This is a genomic window from Pseudomonas sp. NFR09 (assembly GCF_900111535.1).
Lineage (GTDB): Bacteria > Pseudomonadota > Gammaproteobacteria > Pseudomonadales > Pseudomonadaceae > Aquipseudomonas > Aquipseudomonas extremorientalis.
The window spans coordinates 84715-100725 of sequence record NZ_FOIH01000004.1; the positions used below are offsets into that span (position 1 = coordinate 84715).

The window sequence follows — 16011 nt, forward strand, 5'->3', positions numbered from 1 at the left end:
CACATGCCTGACTTCTCTGGCTTGCCGCTGGTGATCGAATCCAGCGACCTGATTGGTCGCCTCGGTGCCGAACACCTGATTCTGGTGGACCTCACCAGCGCTGCCCGCTACGCCGAAGGGCATATCCCCGGCGCGCATTTCGTTGACCCCAAGCGCACCCAACTGGGCCAGCCGCCGGCGCCCGGCCTGCTGCCCAGCAAGGCGGACCTGGAAAAACTGTTCGGCGAACTGGGCCACACCCCGGATGCAACCTACGTGGTCTATGACGACGAAGGCGGCGGCTGGGCCGGGCGTTTTATCTGGATGCTCGACGTGATCGGGCACCAGAAATACCACTACCTGGATGGCGGCCTGCTGGCCTGGCTGGAAGAACACCACCCGGTCTCCACCGACGTGCCCGCGCCTGTCGGTGGCCCGGTCAGCCTCACGCTGCACGAAGGCCCCACCGCCACGCGTGAATACCTGCAAAGCCGGCTGGGTGCTGCCGACCTGGGCATCTGGGATGCTCGCGGGCCGCTGGAATACTCCGGCGAGAAGGTCCTCGCTGCCAAAGGCGGGCATATCCCCGGCGCGGTCAACTTCGAATGGACCGCGGGCATGGACAAGGCACGCAACCTGCGTATCCGCCGTGACATGCCGCAGATTCTCGAAGACCTCGGATTGACCAAAGATAAAGAAATCATCACTCACTGCCAGACTCACCACCGCTCTGGCTTCACCTACCTGGTGGCCAAGGCGCTCGGTTATCCGCGAGTCAAAGGTTATGCCGGTTCCTGGGGCGAATGGGGCAACCACCCCGACACCCCCGTCGAGATTTAAGGTTTAAGGACAGTTATGAAAAAGCAGTTGTTTATCCTCAGCCAATACTTGCTGCCGCACCACTTGCTGTCGCGCCTGGCAGGTTGTATCGCCGAGTGCCGCGTGCGCTGGTTCAAGAATGCCTTCACCGCCTGGTTTGCCAAGCGCTATCAAGTGGACATGTCCCAGGCCCTGGTTGAAGACCTGAGCGCCTATGAGCACTTCAACGCCTTCTTCACCCGCGCCCTGAAAGACGGCGCCCGCCCGCTGGATCAAACCCCAGGCGCGGTGCTGAGCCCTGCCGATGGCGCGGTCAGCCAACTGGGCCCGATCGAACATGGCCGCGTATTCCAGGCCAAGGGCCACAGCTTCAGCGTGCTGGAACTGCTGGGTGGCGATGCGGCCGTAGCTGCACCGTTCATGGGCGGCGACTTCGCCACCATCTACCTCTCGCCGAAGGACTACCACCGCGTGCACATGCCGTTGGCCGGCACGCTGCGCGAGATGGTCTACATTCCTGGACGCATCTTTTCGGTCAACCAGACCACCGCTGAAAACGTACCCGAGTTGTTCGCACGTAACGAGCGCGTTGCCTGCATCTTCGACACCGAACGCGGCCCGATGGCCGTGGTATTGGTGGGCGCGATGATTGTGGCGTCGATTGAAACCGTATGGGCCGGCTTGGTGACACCGCCAAAGCGCGAGCTGAAAACCTTCCGCTACGACGAAGCTGCACGTGCGCCGATCCACCTGGAAAAAGGTGCCGAGCTGGGGCGCTTCAAGCTGGGATCGACGGCGATTGTGCTGTTCGGGCCGGATCAGGTGAAGTGGGCTGAAGAATTGGCGGCGGGTACGCCAGTGCAGATGGGCCAGGGTATTGCACTGCCAAAAGCCTGATTTGAATTCAGTACAGAGCAAATGTGGGAGGGGGCTTGCCCCCTCCCACATTTGCTCTGTATTCCTACTGTGAGATCGAGTTACAGCTGACCGTCGCGATCGCGAAAGCCCAGCAGATACAACACACCGTCCAGCCCCAGCGTCGAAATCGCCTGCCTGGCCGATTGCTTTACCAACGGCTTGGCCCGGAACGCCACACCCAACCCGGCAATCGCCAGCATCGGCAAGTCATTCGCCCCGTCGCCGACTGCAATGGTCTGCTCCAGACGCAACCCTTCCTTGTGAGCCAATTCCTTGAGCAGATCCGCTTTGCGCTGTGCGTCGACAATCGGCTCCACCGCCACGCCGGTCACCTTGCCATCTACCACTTCCAGCTCGTTGGCGAACACATAGTCGATACCCAGCCTGGCCTGCAATTGCTTGGCGAAGTAGGTGAAGCCGCCGGACAGAATGGCGGTCTTGTAGCCCAGGCGCTTGAGTTCGGCGAACAGGGTTTCGGCGCCCTCGGTCAGGCGCAGGGAAGCGCCGATGGAGTCCAGCACGCTCACGTCCAGGCCCTTGAGCAGCGCCAGGCGCTCCTTGAAGCTGGCGCGGAAGTCGAGTTCACCGGCCATGGCGCGCTCGGTGATTTGCGACACCTGCTCGCCAACACCCGCGGCCTTGGCCAGCTCGTCGATGACCTCAGCCTCGATCAGCGTCGAGTCCATGTCGAACACCGCCAGACGGCGGTTGCGGCGGAACAGCGAGTCTTCCTGGAAGGCGATATCGACGTTCAGCTCCTGGGCCACACTGAGGAACTCGGCACGCAGGGCTTGCGGGTCGGCCGGTTCACCGCGCACGGAGAACTCGATGCAGCCCTTGCCCTTGTCGGCCGGCGTGTCCAATGGCATACGACCCGACAAACGGTCGATATGGTCGATATTCAGGCCATATTGCGCGGTGATGGAGCTGACGCGCTGCAGTTGCTCGGCGGTGACCTTGCGGGTCAGCAGCGTCACGATGTGGCGTTTCTTGCCCTGGCCGGCAACCCATTGCCGGTAATCCTCTTCGGACACCGGGGTGAAACGCACCTGTTGGTCCAGCTTGTAGGCCGTAAACAGGATGTCCTTGAGCACCGAAGACGCCTGCTCGGTGCTCGGGATCTCGACCAGGATGCCGAACGACAGGGTGTCGTGGATCACCGCCTGGCCGATGTCGAGAATGTTCACACCACCCTGGGCCAGAACGCCGGTTATGGCTGCGGTCAGACCCGGGCGGTCTTCCCCAGTGATATTAATCAGGACAATTTCGCGCAAGGCGCACCCCCAGGCTGGAAAAAAACCGCATTCTACCCACTTTCAGTGACCATCGGGCACAGCCAGCGCTTTGCCGGTCCTGGGGCTGTCGCTATACTGCGCGTCAACTTCACGGACCAAGAGCCGAGCGCAAGTGAACCGGCCCACGCCAGTAAAAACCGATAACTTCTTCCTGCTGATCTTCCGGGCACTGCGCCACCGCCGTGTACCGATCGCATTACGCATCGCCAGCCATAACGTGATCCTGGTCGCCCTGGCCCTGGTGATCTACGCCTGCGTGATGGGATTGCAGTTCAAGCAGGCCATGCACGAACAAGCCGACGCCCTGGGCGAGAGCCTGACGACCCAGACCGCCACCTCGGCGACTGAGTTGCTGGTGTCCAACGACATCCTCAGCCTCAACGTACTGCTCAACAACCTGACCAAGAACCCGCTGGTGGCCCACGCCGCCATCTACAGCGTGGACAACCGGATCATGGCCGAAGCCGGGCAACGCCCGAAAAACGGCCTGCTGGGTGAAGCCGAAGGCCTGTATTCGAGCAATATTACGTTTCAGGATGTGAAGGCCGGCCAACTGCGCATCAGCCTCGACATGCAGCAATTCCAGCAGCCGATGACCATCAGCCTGCAAAGCATGGGCATTCTCAGCGCGATCCTGCTGGCCCTGGCCCTGGCCCTGAGCCTGCGCCTGGGACGGCATATCTCTACGCCCTTGATGCAACTGCGCATCTGGCTGCGGGACATCGACGAACATACTCCGGCCACTGATCGCCAGGACGAAATAGGCGACCTCGCTCGCCAGCTGCACGCCAGCTTCGCCCCGGAACCGGTGGTGCGCGAGATTGAGCCCGAGCCTGAGTTCGACGATGAGCCTGAGTTTGAAGTGGAAGACGCCCCGGTCGCAGGCCTCAAACCTGCCACTCGCCAGGCGTTCAAAGCCGAAGAGGACGAGCTGGACGACGAAGACCCGTTCGCCGATCTGCGCGACACCTCGGCCAGCGCCCCGGCCGTCGCCGCCAAACCGGCTCCGGTAAAGAGTGCGGAACCCCAGTACAGCGCCGTTCTGGCGGTGCAACTGGGAGCACAGGATCAACTCCGTCGCCTGCCACGCGCACGCCTGACCGAGTTGCTGGAACGCTACCGTGACTGCCTCGACCAGGCCGCTTCGCTGTACCAGAGCGAATTGCACACCCTGAACGATGGCAGCACGCTGATGCTGTTCCACAGTGAAGACAGCGGTGAAGACTACCTGACCAACGCCATCTGCTGCGGCGAGTTGCTGCGTGCCCTGGGTCATGAATTGCAGATCGAAGTGGCGGACAGCGGCATTACCCTGCAACTGCAGCTTGGCCTGACAGTGGGCGACGATCTGTTCGGCATAAGCCAGATCGACCTGCTGCTCACCGAAATCGCCCAGGACGCCCTGGCCCTGTCCCAACACAGCCGCAACCTGCTGCTGGTGGAGCGCAAGATCAGTGAAGACACGCTGATCCGCCAACGCGCGCGTATCCGCCCGATTGCCAGCCCCGAGGGGGCCAGTTGTGTGGAGCGATTGATGGAGCCGTATCCGTCGATGCTGGAGCGGCAGTTGGCGCGGATGCATGAGACCCGCGCCAAATAAAACGGTAGGACTTATGTGGGAGGGGGCTTGCCCCGATAGCCGAGTATCAGTTAACACATCATTAACTGAACTACCGCTATCGGGGGCAAGCCCCCTCCCACATTGGGTCCGCAGCCTGGCTCAAATTGCGCACAAACAAAAGGCCCGCTTAATCAGCGGGCCTTTTGTTTGTGCGCGATTCAGGTCAGAACCTGAACACTTCCATATCCGTACGGATCGGCGTAGCCATCGGCATCTTCGGCTTCTGCGGCTCTGCCGGCCTGGCCTGCGCCGGCGCGCTTTGCTTGCGCGGCGCTTCGGCAATCGGCGGTTGGTTGGCCAATGGCTTGAGCGCCACCGACAACTGCTGCGCCAAATGCTGCAACAACACGCCCTGGGCCTGGACCTGGGACGCAGTGGAACCGGTGTGCTGTTCCTGCAAGTGCACGATACGGTTATCACGCACCTGCCCACGACGGTCGATCAAGCGCCATTGCGCATCGAGGATGGCCGGTTGCGACGTGCCGGAGTCAAGCCGGGTAATGGTCAGCAACACCTGTACATCAGGCGTGAACCCGGAGGGCCCTGGTGCCAGGACCACCCGCTGGCTGTCCAACTGACCTGCCACCTGGCGCAACATCAACTGATTGATATCAGAGGACAAACTCCCCGCCCAACGGCCATCGGTGGAACCTTGCAGGCTTCCATCGTTCTGACGTTGCAGGAGGGTTTCGCGTTGCAGGTAGTCGGCTACGACCACCGGGCCGAGCAGGACGGCCATGCCGGCGGACTGTGCAGGTTGAGCCGGGCTTCCGCTGTCCAGCTGGTACAGCGACACCGGTTGGTGTGTGCTGCAGCCCGCCAGCCCCAAAAGGCCAGCGAGCATGAAAATAAAAGGAAGGCGTGGAGCAGTCATCATCCCATCCAGGTGGCTGCCACAAGGCGAACCACAATGTAATACTAAAAATAACCTAAACACGCTCGGCCACGCCGGCGCTGGAAAGGCCATATCATCCGTGAATATGCGCCATGACTCCAGCGCCAAAGCATCGATCTACGCGTTAAATCGTAGATCGAGAGCTCTAAAACGCGTTAAACCGGCGCTTCTACCAGCAAGGCATCCACTCGCTGGAAGCCTCGAGGCAGTTTGTTACCACGCCGACCACGTTCGCCCTTGTAATGTTCAAGGTCGTCAGGGCGTAGCGACAGCGTACGCTTGCCGGCCTGGAGCACCAGGGTCGCGCCTTCCGGGATCACCGCGATGTCGGTCACGTACTCTTCGCGACTGGCCACCCGCTCGCCGGGAATACCGATGATCTTGTTGCCTTTACCTTTGCCCAACTGCGGCAGGTCGCTGATCTTGAACACCAGCAAACGCCCTTCGGTGGTCACCGACGCCAGCCAGTTGCTCTCACGATCATCCACCGGCCGCGGCAGGATCACCTTGGCGTTGTTGGGCAAGCTCAGCAACGCCTTGCCCGCCTTGTTCTTGGCCTGCAGGTCTTCACCCTTGACCACGAAACCGTAACCCGCGTCGGACGCGATCACATACAGCGCATCGTCGTCCGGCAGCAGCACACATTCGAAATTCGCCCCTGGCGGCGGCGTCAGACGCCCGGTCAACGGCTCGCCCTGTCCCCGTGCGGATGGCAAGGTGTGGGCCGGTACCGAATAACTGCGCCCGGTGGAATCGATAAACACCGCAAACTGGTTGGAACGCCCGGCCGCAGCGGTCTTGAACCCGTCACCGGCCTTGTACGACAGACCAGTGGCGTCAATATCATGCCCCTTGGCGGATCGAACCCAACCCTTTTCCGACAGAACGACAGTAATTTTCTCGTTTGGCAGCAGCTCGGTTTCTGTCAGGGCTTTCGCCTCGGCACGCTGCACAATTGGCGAACGACGCTCGTCACCGTAGGTTTCGGCGTCTTTGATCAGCTCGCTGCGCACCAGTTTCTTCAGCTTGGCCTCACTGCCCAGCAGGGCTTGCAGCTTGGCTTGCTCCTTGAGCAGCGCGTCCTGTTCGTCGCGCAGCTTCATCTCTTCCAGTCGCGCCAATTGACGCAAGCGGGTATCGAGGATGTAGTCAGCCTGGATCTCGCTCAGCTCAAACCGCGCGATCAGCTCGGCTTTCGGGTGCTCGGCGGTACGGATGATATGGATCACTTCATCCAGGTTGAGGTAGGCAATCAGCAAGCCGTCCAACAGGTGCAGGCGGCGCTCGACCTTGTCGAGGCGGAATTGCAGGCGGCGACGCACGGTCTGCACCCGGAACTCCAGCCACTCCACCAGCAGGTTGCGCAGGTTCTTCAACTGCGGCTTGCCGTCCAGGCCGATGATGTTGACGTTGACCCGGTAGCTGGACTCCAGGTCCGTGCTGGCAAACAGATGCTGCATCAACACTTCGTGGTCGACCCGGCTGTTGGTCGGGATGATCACGATGCGGCATGGGTTCTCGTGGTCGGACTCGTCACGCAGGTCGGCCACCTGCGGCAGTTTCGACGGTTTGGCCTGCATCAGCGCGGCGATCTGCTCCAGCACCTTGGCGCCCGACACCTGGTGCGGCAGTGCGGTGACGATAATGTCGCCATCCTCGATGTGGTACACGGCGCGCATGCGCACCGAGCCCTTGCCGGTTTCGTACATTTTCAGCAGGTCGGCGCGCGGTGTGATGATTTCCGCTTCGGTCGGATAGTCCGGGCCCTGGATGTGCTCGCAGAGCTGTTCAACCGTGGCTTTGGGCTCATCCAGCAAACGCACGCAGGCCGTGGCGACCTCACGCAGGTTGTGCGGCGGTACGTCAGTGGCCATACCCACCGCAATACCGGTGGTGCCATTGAGCAGGATATTCGGCAAACGTGCCGGTAACACCAGTGGCTCGTCGAGCGTGCCGTCGAAGTTGGGCCCCCAGTCGGCGGTGCCCTGCCCCAGTTCGCTCAGCAAGACTTCCGAGTAACGCGACAGGCGCGCTTCGGTGTATCGCATGGCAGCGAAGGACTTGGGATCATCCGGCGCACCCCAGTTACCCTGGCCGTCCACCAGCGTGTAGCGATAGCTGAACGGTTGGGCCATCAGCACCATGGCTTCGTAGCACGCCGAGTCGCCGTGGGGATGGAACTTACCGAGTACGTCACCGACGGTACGTGCCGATTTCTTGTGCTTGGAATCAGCGTCCAGGCCCAACTCACTCATGGCGTAGATGATGCGCCGTTGTACGGGCTTCAGGCCGTCGCCGATATGCGGCAAGGCACGGTCCATGATCACGTACATGGAGTAGTTGAGGTAGGCATTTTCGGTGAAGTCAGCCAGCGACCGGCGCTCTACGCCGTCTAAGCTGTCTGCGAGGATGTCACTCATGCGGGCCTCATCATGCTTGGGTATGGCGCAGCGGAAATGCCACGGCACCGGGTCAATTCAAAAAAGTGTTGGCTCATGGCTTGGCGCTCCAGCCACCGACAGGGGCGGCAAAACGATAGACCATGGGGCGTTTTTCACCATCGGCACGTGGGCCGAAATTGTTGTCCAGACCGATCCAGGCGCCATCGGCGTCCACCACCAACGCTTCGGCCAGGCCGTAGGGCTGATCGTATCGGCGTTGCGGCGTGAGCATCTCGGAAGCAAATGACCAGCATTGCTCGACAGCCCCTGTGACGGCATCGCGGCGGCACAGCTGGTATTGGCTGCTTTCGAGCGTGAACAATTTGCCCTGAAACAGCGCCACATCCGAAAAATTCCTGGCGACCGCCTTGGCCTTGGGCACCTGGGCAGGCTGCATCTCGGTGCCCGCCTCACTCAATAACACGCACGGGCCATCGCAGTCCCACAGGCTTTGCGGACGCTTGATGGAAATCAGGCCACGCCGTTCACGCTCAGCCGCCAGCCAGATCTGATTACCTTCAGGATTGATCGCCAGGCCTTCAAACAATGCATTGAAGTGCAGCAACAGGCCGCTGGCCCGGGCCTCACGCACCATGCCCGGTGCGATCCTCAACCAGTCCGGCGCCCCCGTAACCGGCACTTGCAGCACCGCCGCATGGGCTTCGCTGACAATGTAGCGGTTACCGGCGGCATCGCAGGTGATACCTTCAAAATCCAGGTCGCCACCGCGAATGAGCGAGGCTGCCTTGGTGCGCGAACGCAACCCCCAGGGCAAGCCGGACTCGGGCACCGGCGGCACGTCGATCTTCACGGTTTCGGCCTTCCAAGTCGTCTCGCTTGTATCCAGGCGGTAGATCTGGTCGTCGTCACGATCGGAAACCGTCCACAACTCGTTACCGCACAACGCCAGGCCCGACAGGTTGCCGCCGCGCATGCCGTCCACCGGGTGTTCGGACACCAGCTTGAGCTCGGCCGCAGGCGCGGCAGCCACCTGGGCGGCCGCCAAACTGCTCAACATCAGGATCGCCAGGGCGAAACCTGTGCGCATCAGCCCAGAACCTCGGCCAGGTTGCCTTTGGATTCCAGCCAGGACTTGCGGTCCGGCGCGCGTTTCTTCGCCAGCAGCATGTCCATCATTTCCGAGGTGGCGGCGAAATCGTCGCCCAGCGTCAACTGCACCAGGCGCCGGGTGTTCGGGTCCATGGTGGTTTCGCGCAGTTGCGGCGGGTTCATTTCACCCAGGCCTTTGAATCGCGTGACCTGTGGCTTGCCGCGCTTCTTCTCGGCCACCAGGCGGTCGAGGATGCCATCGCGCTCGGCTTCATCCAGGGCGTAGTAAATCTCTTTGCCCAGGTCGATCCGGTACAGCGGCGGCATGGCGACGTAGACGTGGCCGGCATCCACCAGCGGGCGGAAGTGCTGGACGAACAGCGCGCACAACAGCGTGGCGATGTGCAGGCCGTCGGAGTCGGCGTCGGCGAGGATGCAGATCTTGCCGTAGCGCAACTGGCTCATGTCCGCCGCGCCCGGGTCTACCCCAATGGCCACGGCGATGTTGTGCACTTCCTGGCTGGCCAGGACTTCGCTGCCATCGACTTCCCAGGTGTTGAGGATCTTGCCGCGCAACGGCAGGATCGCCTGGAACTCCTTGTCCCGCGCTTGCTTGGCGGAACCGCCGGCGGAGTCACCTTCCACCAGGAACAGCTCGGAGCGCATCGGGTCCTGCCCGGCGCAATCGGCCAGTTTGCCGGGCAATGCCGGGCCCTGGGTGATGCGTTTGCGCTCGACCTTCTTGCTGGCCTTCAAGCGACGGCCGGCGTTGTTGATCGCCAGCTCAGCCAGGGCCAGGCCCAGTTCAGGGTGCTCATTGAGCCACAGGCTGAACGCATCCTTGACCACCCCAGAGACAAACGCCGCCGCTTCACGGGACGACAGGCGCTCTTTGGTCTGGCCGGAAAATTGCGGCTCCTGCATCTTCATCGACAGCACGAACGCAATGCGCTCCCACACGTCTTCCGGCGCCAGCTTCACCCCGCGTGGCAGCAGGCTGCGGTATTCGCAGAATTCGCGCATGGCATCGAGCAGGCCCTGGCGTAAGCCGTTGACGTGGGTGCCGCCCTGGGCCGTGGGGATCAGGTTGACGTAGCTTTCCTGCACGCTATCGCCGCCCTCGGGCAACCACAGCAGCGCCCAGTCCACGGCCTCTTTATTACCGGCCAGGCTGCCGCAGAACGGCTCGTTGGGCAGGCGCTCGAAGTCGCTGACGGAGTCTTCCAGGTACGAACGCAGGCCGTCTTCGTAATGCCACTCGACCTTCTCGCCGGTGCCTTTGTCTTCAAAGGTCACCAGCAGGCCCGGGCACAGCACGGCCTTGGCCTTGAGCACATGCTTGAGGCGGCTGATGGAGAATTTCGGCGAATCGAAGTATTTCGGGTCCGGCGCGAAGTACACGCTGGTGCCGGTGTTGCGCTTGCCAACGGTGCCGATCACTTCCAGGTCGGTGGCTTTGTAGCCATCGGCAAAGGTCATCTGGTACTCGTTGCCGTCGCGCTTGACCTTGACCCGCACCAGCGTGGACAGGGCGTTGACCACGGAAATACCCACACCGTGCAGGCCACCGGAGAACTGGTAGTTCTTGTTGGAGAACTTGCCACCCGCGTGGAGCTTGGTGAGGATCAGCTCGACGCCCGGCACCCCCTCTTCCGGGTGGATGTCCACCGGCATGCCGCGACCATCGTCGGACACTTCCAGGGAGTGGTCAGCGTGGAGAATGACATGCACCGACTTGGCGTGCCCGGCCAAGGCTTCGTCGACGCTGTTGTCGATGACTTCCTGGGCAAGGTGGTTCGGCCGACTGGTGTCGGTGTACATGCCGGGGCGTTTGCGCACCGGGTCGAGGCCCGAGAGGACTTCGATGGCGTCGGCGTTATAAGAGCTAGCGCTGGGAGTGGCCATGGGGTCTCGTCGTGAGTCGTTCGATTAAAAAATGACCTGCGACTTTACAGTGCAGCAAAGTCGAAGGATTGATACTGATCTGCGCCAATACCGGCAAAGCTCAAGATCGCCGGTAATTGCCGGGCGAAACCCTGGTAACCATGGTCGCCGCCGGCCTGGATGCGCAAGGCACAGGCCCGGTAATACTGCTGGGCGAGGCGATAATCCAGGGTTTCATCCCCGGTCTGCAACCACACCTGATACCGCGCGGCGTCCTGGGGCGCCGGCACTTCCAGTTCGGCCAGGGCCGTCACGTGGTCGTGGGTCAGCTCCCAGGTCTCTTCGGTGTAGAGGTTCTTCTGGGTGCCCAGGTAACCGTCGAACATCCGATGGGGGCTGACCGCCGGGTTCACCAGCAATGCCTTGAGGCCATGGCGTTCGGCAAGATGGGTTGCATAGTAGCCGCCGAGTGAGCTGCCGACCAGCAGTGGCCGACCCAGTTCGGCAATCGCGGCTTCCAGTTGAGGAATCGCCTGACGGGGATGGTGATGCAGGGCCGGTACACGCAGTTGCCCGGCGAGGCCAAGGTTGTCCATCACGGTGATCAGCTGGCTGGCCTTGTTGGACGCCGGCGCGCTGTTGAAACCGTGGATATACAGGATCGAAGCGGACATGCCGGGCTCTCCATGACTCAGCCAAAGAGGCGCAGTTTACAGGGATCGAAGCCGTGTGTGATGACCTCAGCCCTCAATACACCGAAGATCCAATGTGGGAGTGGGCTTGCCCCCGATAGCGGAGTGTCAGGCACTGTTAGATGTGACTGATCCACCGCCATCGGGGGCAAGCGCCCTCCCACAGTCAATAGCCGTTGCTGCCGTAGTCCACGGTAAATTCGAAGCCCTGGACACGCTCCACCCCGGTCTCCAACCGTCCGTCGGCGTGCAGGCGCAGCCAGCGGTAGCCCGGTGCCTGTTCACTGACCTTGAAATCCTCGCTGCCCGGCGCGAACTGGATGCAGGTGGACGGCGACGCCAGCAGGCGCACGCCGTTGCGCTCGTGGTCGATTTCCTGGTGCACATGCCCCCACAGTACCGCCCTCACCTGCGGGAAACGGTCGAGCACCGCAAACAGGGCCTCCGGGTTACGCAGGCCAATGGGTTCCATCCAGGCGCAACCGATGGACACCGGATGATGGTGGAAGCACACCAGATGGTGACGGTTCGGCGCTTCGCTCAGGGCCTGGGCGAGCAGTTGCAATTGGCTGTCCTGCAAGTAACCGGGCACAGAGCCGGGTACAGCGGAGTCCAGCAGGGTGACACGCCAATGGCCGATATCGACCACCGGTTCCAGCAAGTCGCTGTGCACGGCGGCGTGGGCCATGATCTGCGGCTCGTCGTGATTGCCAGGAATCCAGCGCGTCGGGGCGCCGATGGGCGCCGTCATATCGCGAAACTGCTGATACGACTCCAGTGTGCCGTCCTGGGAAAGATCCCCGGTGGCTAACACCAGATCAATGCGGGGCTGCTGCGCACGCACCAGCTCGATCACCCTTTGCAGGCTGTCACGGGTGTTCATGCCCAACAGCGTGCCATCGGCCTCGGCAAACAGGTGGCTGTCGGACAGTTGCACCAGCAAGGCCGGTGCATCGGGGCTCGCGGTGGATACGCTCGGCAAGGCGCTCTCCCAAGGCAATCGCAGGAATGGACGTTTGGCGTGATTATGCTGGGGCAGGACACAAAGAGGAAACCCAGGAAGCGGACGCAGTTCACATCTACCGCACGGCTTCGAACTCATGGCCCAGGGCCAGGCAGTGACTCAACCATTCACCGAGGAACACATTCAGTTGTGCTTTCTCGTCGGGCTGGTGCATGAACACGTTGGGGTAAGGATAGATGCTGCGAAAGCGCCGCGCATGTTCGGCGCTGATCACTTCGGCCATGCGTGCGTCGTGGTACACCTGTACTTCCAACTGCGGCACCGGCAGCCAAGGCAGGCTGTGCTCCTGGCGCACGCGCAGGGTGGTGGTGTACGGGCAGTTGACGATCACTTCCAAGGCCAGCACGCCGAGCATCTGGTCGCCATGGGTCACGCCGATACGCCGCGCCTCGGGGGCGTGACGCATGTCGGGGAGCAGGCGCATCAGCCGCGCATAGTTGGCCTCGCAGGCGGCTTGCAGCCCGATCAGGTCGACTCGATAACGTTCCCGTGCCTTTACTGCCATAACCCCCTCACTTCCGCGCGATTAAGCGCAAGCCACTGCAGGGCGATAATGCTGGCTGCGTTGGAAATTTTGCCGTCGCGCACCGCTTGCAGGGCATCTTCGAAGGCCCACACGGTGACGCGGATATCTTCAGCTTCTTCTTCCAATCCATGGACGCCCCCCGCACCCGAGCTGTCGCAACGGCCCAGGTACAAGTGGACAAATTCGGTACTGCCACCGGGCGACGGGAAATATTTGGTGATCGGCCACAGCGCGGAGAATGTCAGCCCAGCTTCCTCCTCGGCTTCGCGGTGTGCAACCTCCTCCGGCTCTTCATCCTTGTCGATCAGGCCGGCGACCATCTCTACCAGCCACGGGTTGTCGGTACGCCCCATGGCGCCGACGCGGAACTGCTCGATCAGCACCACTTCATCATGCTGCGGGTCGTAGGGCAGCACGCACACGGCATCATGACGAACAAAGACTTCACGGTTGATCACCCGGCTCATGCCGCCATCGAACTTCTCGTGGCGCAGTTGCACGCGATCAAGCTTGTAGAAGCCCTGGTAGGCATTGTCGCGCTGAACAATCTCGATTGTGCTCGGCGTCGATTTTGCAAAATCCGTCATATCCCTTCCTCGTTGAGCCTGCGCAATTGGCGCCATCCTAACGCGCTCATGCCTCTGGATGCAGCCCCTTTCCAGTTGCCGGGATAGACGGCGGGCGTCAAACACACTCTAATCAGCTTAGTGGCGAACTGACTGCCGTGCTGGCAGTCGAAGCTCCACAAATTTCGCTCTTATCGATAGACGAAGGACTTACATGTCGCTTTTAAAAATCGCCTCCGTGGCCTGCATCGCATTGACCCTCGGCGCGTGCCAGAGCCTTTTCCAGCCGAGTTACAAAACCCCGGTGGAAGCCACCCGCGACGCCACCGAGCAAAGCAAGCCGGGCTGCGCCAGCGCCGATTGCCCGCTGGTGAATATCGACACCGTGCACTTTGCCAAGGAACCCAAGCTGGACGCATTGATTGAACAGCGCCTGCTGGAAATGACCCAAAGCGATCCCCTGCCGACGAGCCTGGAGACCTATCGCGAGCAATTCCTGAAAACCGCCGCTCCACGCAACAGCATGTACTTGCAGGCCAAGGTACGTGAACAGCATGACGGCTTGGTGATCATCGAATTGTCCAGCTACCTGGACCAGGGCGCCACCCACGGCGAGCCCGGCCGTGCGTTCATCAACTATTCGCGCCAGCGGCAAAAGGCCCTGACCCTGACCGACATGCTGCTGCCCGGCAAGGAAGATGCGTTCTGGAAAGCCGCCCAGGTGGCCCACAACAGCTGGCTGATCAGCACCCGCCTGAGCCTGGAGCCGGAGTATGTGAAGACCTACCCCTTCCAGAAAACCCCGAACGTGGCGCTGACCTATGGGGGCGTGATCCTCAAGTACCCTACCAACACCATCGCGCCGTACGCCCTGGGCCACGTCGAATTGCAGATACCCTATTCACGCCTGGACGGCATCATCCAGCCTGAGCTGGTGCCTGCACGCCGCTGAAGGCTTTAGCCAGAATTAACTGCAACAGCCCTGCCAGCACCAGCGCCGGCAGGGTCGCGCCGATGTCCGGATACAGATTGGCCAACAGGTGATACGTCGCGACGCCGCCCAGCCAAGCCAGCAGCGCCGGCCAACGCAGGTTGGCGACAGCGCCCTGGCCACGACGACGCAGGATAAAGTGATCCACCAGCACCACGCCGAACAGCGGCGCGAACACCGAGCCGATCAGCAACAGGAAGTTCTGGTATTGCGCCAACGGTGCAAAGCAGGCGATAAGCGTGCAGATCACGCCGATGGCCAACGCCAGGTGCTCCACCTTCAAACGCAACAGCAGGCCGCTGGAAACCGCCGCCGAGTGAATATCGGCAAAGGCATTTTCCGACTCATCCAGCAGGATCAGCAGCAGCGGAATCCCCAGGCCAGCCCCGGCCAGCGCCAGCAACAGCGCATTCACCTCACCGCTCGGCGCAAACGCCAGGGTGTAGGCCACGCCCAGGCTCATCAGCCAGAAATTACCGATAAAGAAACCCAGCGCCGTGCCGCCAAACACGTTTTTGGCGCGCTTGCCGAAGCGTGAGTAATCGGCAATCAGCGGCAGCCATGACAGCGGCATGGCAATCGCGATATCAACGCCCACCGCGAACGGCATCGAACTGTCACCGGCGTTGGCCCAGAGTGCGGCGAGGTCGGCTTTGGCGAACAGGTTCCAGGTCAGCCACAGGCAGGCGGCGAGCAGCAGCCAGATACCCCATTTGCGCAGGACCTGACGCACAAACGTCAGTGGACCGCTGACCGCCAGCAAGGTCGCCAGACCGCCGAAGAACAGCGTCCACAGCAATGGGCTGGCCAACAGACTGCCGTCGCTGAATGCTCGCGCGCCCAACAGGCTCGCGGCGTCACGCATCACGATGATTTCGAACGAGCCCCAGCCGATCAGTTGCAGCAGGTTGAGCAACGCCGGCAGTCTGGCACCCTTGGCACCCAGGCTGAGCTTGAGCGCGGCCATGGCGGACAGGCCGGTATCGCTGCCGATGACGCCGACGGCGGCCAGCAGCAGGACGCCGACCAGGGTGCCAAGGGAAATCGCCAGCAACGAACCGGACAAGCCCAGGCCCGGCGCCAGCAAGGCGCCGGTCTGCAGGACCATCAGGCCGATGCCGAGGGAGAACCACAGGGAGAACAGGTCGCGGGCGCCGAAGACTCTTTTGTCGCTCGGCACTGCGATATCGGGGGAGTAAGTACTCGGTTGAATGCTCAAGGGGGTTATCTCTGAGGAACATTTGTTGTTTGTCGGATCGCTATCGGGGGCAAGCCCCCTCCCACAATTTGAGTAATGTGGGAGGGGGCTT

Annotated in this window: 14 protein-coding genes; 4 read left to right on the forward strand and 10 right to left on the reverse strand. The window is 61.8% G+C overall.

What is annotated here, in order from left to right:
- The first annotated feature begins 3 nt into the window (after positions 1-3).
- Together BMX59_RS10815 and asd are read left to right on the forward strand one after the other, a co-directional pair.
- Positions 4-819, forward strand: a complete 816-nt coding sequence (locus BMX59_RS10815; RefSeq protein ID WP_071491687.1) for a rhodanese-like domain-containing protein — start codon at positions 4-6, stop codon at positions 817-819.
- A 15-nt stretch (positions 820-834) separates the two neighbouring features.
- Positions 835-1695, forward strand: coding sequence for an archaetidylserine decarboxylase (gene asd / locus BMX59_RS10820; RefSeq protein ID WP_093121281.1), 861 nt, complete (start codon positions 835-837; stop codon positions 1693-1695).
- A gap of 80 nt (positions 1696-1775) precedes the next feature.
- On the opposite strand, the gene serB is transcribed toward asd, so the two are convergent.
- Positions 1776-2990: a phosphoserine phosphatase SerB gene (gene serB / locus BMX59_RS10825; RefSeq protein WP_093121282.1), complete on the reverse strand. Its 1215-nt coding sequence runs from the start codon at positions 2988-2990 to the stop codon at positions 1776-1778.
- 133 nt (positions 2991-3123) lie between these two features.
- Between serB and BMX59_RS10830 the strand changes: the two genes are divergently transcribed.
- Positions 3124-4611, forward strand: coding sequence for an AhpA/YtjB family protein (locus tag BMX59_RS10830; RefSeq protein WP_071491690.1), 1488 nt, complete (start codon positions 3124-3126; stop codon positions 4609-4611).
- Between the two features lie 184 nt (positions 4612-4795).
- Here the strand turns inward: BMX59_RS10830 and BMX59_RS10835 are convergent, their stop codons facing one another.
- From BMX59_RS10835 to BMX59_RS10870, 8 genes are all read right to left on the reverse strand, one after another.
- Complete coding sequence (locus BMX59_RS10835) at positions 4796-5506, reverse strand: PqiC family protein (protein WP_071491691.1); 711 nt, start codon at positions 5504-5506, stop codon at positions 4796-4798.
- A gap of 176 nt (positions 5507-5682) precedes the next feature.
- Entirely contained in the window at positions 5683-7947 is a 2265-nt protein-coding gene (gene parC, locus BMX59_RS10840) for a DNA topoisomerase IV subunit A (RefSeq protein ID WP_092246599.1), read from the reverse strand.
- A 73-nt stretch (positions 7948-8020) separates the two neighbouring features.
- Positions 8021-9016 (reverse strand): esterase-like activity of phytase family protein, encoded by a 996-nt coding sequence (locus BMX59_RS10845; RefSeq protein ID WP_093121283.1) that lies wholly within the window; start codon positions 9014-9016, stop codon positions 8021-8023.
- Positions 9016-10923, reverse strand: a complete 1908-nt coding sequence (gene parE / locus BMX59_RS10850) for a DNA topoisomerase IV subunit B (RefSeq protein ID WP_071491693.1) — start codon at positions 10921-10923, stop codon at positions 9016-9018. Before parE ends, BMX59_RS10845 begins: the two co-directional genes overlap by 1 nt.
- A gap of 44 nt (positions 10924-10967) precedes the next feature.
- A complete protein-coding gene (locus BMX59_RS10855) occupies positions 10968-11576 on the reverse strand; it encodes a YqiA/YcfP family alpha/beta fold hydrolase (RefSeq protein WP_093121284.1) in 609 nt (202 codons plus the stop codon).
- Positions 11577-11760: 184 nt separating this feature from the next.
- Entirely contained in the window at positions 11761-12576 is an 816-nt protein-coding gene (cpdA, locus tag BMX59_RS10860; RefSeq protein ID WP_093121285.1) for a 3',5'-cyclic-AMP phosphodiesterase, read from the reverse strand.
- A gap of 97 nt (positions 12577-12673) precedes the next feature.
- Positions 12674-13123 carry a DUF1249 domain-containing protein gene (locus BMX59_RS10865; protein ID WP_012721893.1) on the reverse strand — a complete coding sequence of 150 codons (450 nt, stop codon included), beginning with the start codon at positions 13121-13123 and terminating at the stop codon, positions 12674-12676.
- The gene (locus BMX59_RS10870) at positions 13114-13731 is read right to left on the reverse strand and encodes an NUDIX domain-containing protein (RefSeq protein WP_093121286.1); all 618 of its coding nucleotides are present in this window, start codon (positions 13729-13731) and stop codon (positions 13114-13116) included. The genes BMX59_RS10865 and BMX59_RS10870 overlap by 10 nt, the downstream gene beginning before the upstream one ends.
- Before the next feature lie 193 nt (positions 13732-13924).
- On the opposite strand from BMX59_RS10870, the gene BMX59_RS10875 reads away from it, so the two are divergent.
- Complete coding sequence (locus BMX59_RS10875; protein WP_092246590.1) at positions 13925-14662, forward strand: RsiV family protein; 738 nt, start codon at positions 13925-13927, stop codon at positions 14660-14662.
- Here BMX59_RS10875 and cytX read toward each other — a convergent pair.
- The gene (gene cytX, locus BMX59_RS10880; RefSeq protein WP_093121287.1) at positions 14628-15920 is read right to left on the reverse strand and encodes a putative hydroxymethylpyrimidine transporter CytX; all 1293 of its coding nucleotides are present in this window, start codon (positions 15918-15920) and stop codon (positions 14628-14630) included. The two genes, BMX59_RS10875 and cytX, sit on opposite strands and share 35 nt — an antisense overlap.
- Between the last annotated feature and the right edge of the window lie 91 nt (positions 15921-16011).

What these genes read in the sequence shown, in the direction of transcription:
- BMX59_RS10855 (WP_093121284.1), bottom strand. Translation starts at nt 11,576, where the DNA reads ATGTCCGCTTCGATCCTGTATATCCACGGTTTCAACAGCGCGCCGGCG.
- parC (WP_092246599.1), bottom strand. Translation starts at nt 7,947, where the DNA reads ATGAGTGACATCCTCGCAGACAGCTTAGACGGCGTAGAGCGCCGGTCG.
- BMX59_RS10865 (WP_012721893.1), bottom strand. Translation starts at nt 13,123, where the DNA reads ATGGCAGTAAAGGCACGGGAACGTTATCGAGTCGACCTGATCGGGCTG.
- BMX59_RS10815 (WP_071491687.1), top strand. Translation starts at nt 4, where the DNA reads ATGCCTGACTTCTCTGGCTTGCCGCTGGTGATCGAATCCAGCGACCTG.
- BMX59_RS10835 (WP_071491691.1), bottom strand. Translation starts at nt 5,506, where the DNA reads ATGACTGCTCCACGCCTTCCTTTTATTTTCATGCTCGCTGGCCTTTTG.
- parE (WP_071491693.1), bottom strand. Translation starts at nt 10,923, where the DNA reads ATGGCCACTCCCAGCGCTAGCTCTTATAACGCCGACGCCATCGAAGTC.
- BMX59_RS10845 (WP_093121283.1), bottom strand. Translation starts at nt 9,016, where the DNA reads ATGCGCACAGGTTTCGCCCTGGCGATCCTGATGTTGAGCAGTTTGGCG.
- asd (WP_093121281.1), top strand. Translation starts at nt 835, where the DNA reads ATGAAAAAGCAGTTGTTTATCCTCAGCCAATACTTGCTGCCGCACCAC.
- BMX59_RS10875 (WP_092246590.1), top strand. Translation starts at nt 13,925, where the DNA reads ATGTCGCTTTTAAAAATCGCCTCCGTGGCCTGCATCGCATTGACCCTC.
- BMX59_RS10870 (WP_093121286.1), bottom strand. Translation starts at nt 13,731, where the DNA reads ATGACGGATTTTGCAAAATCGACGCCGAGCACAATCGAGATTGTTCAG.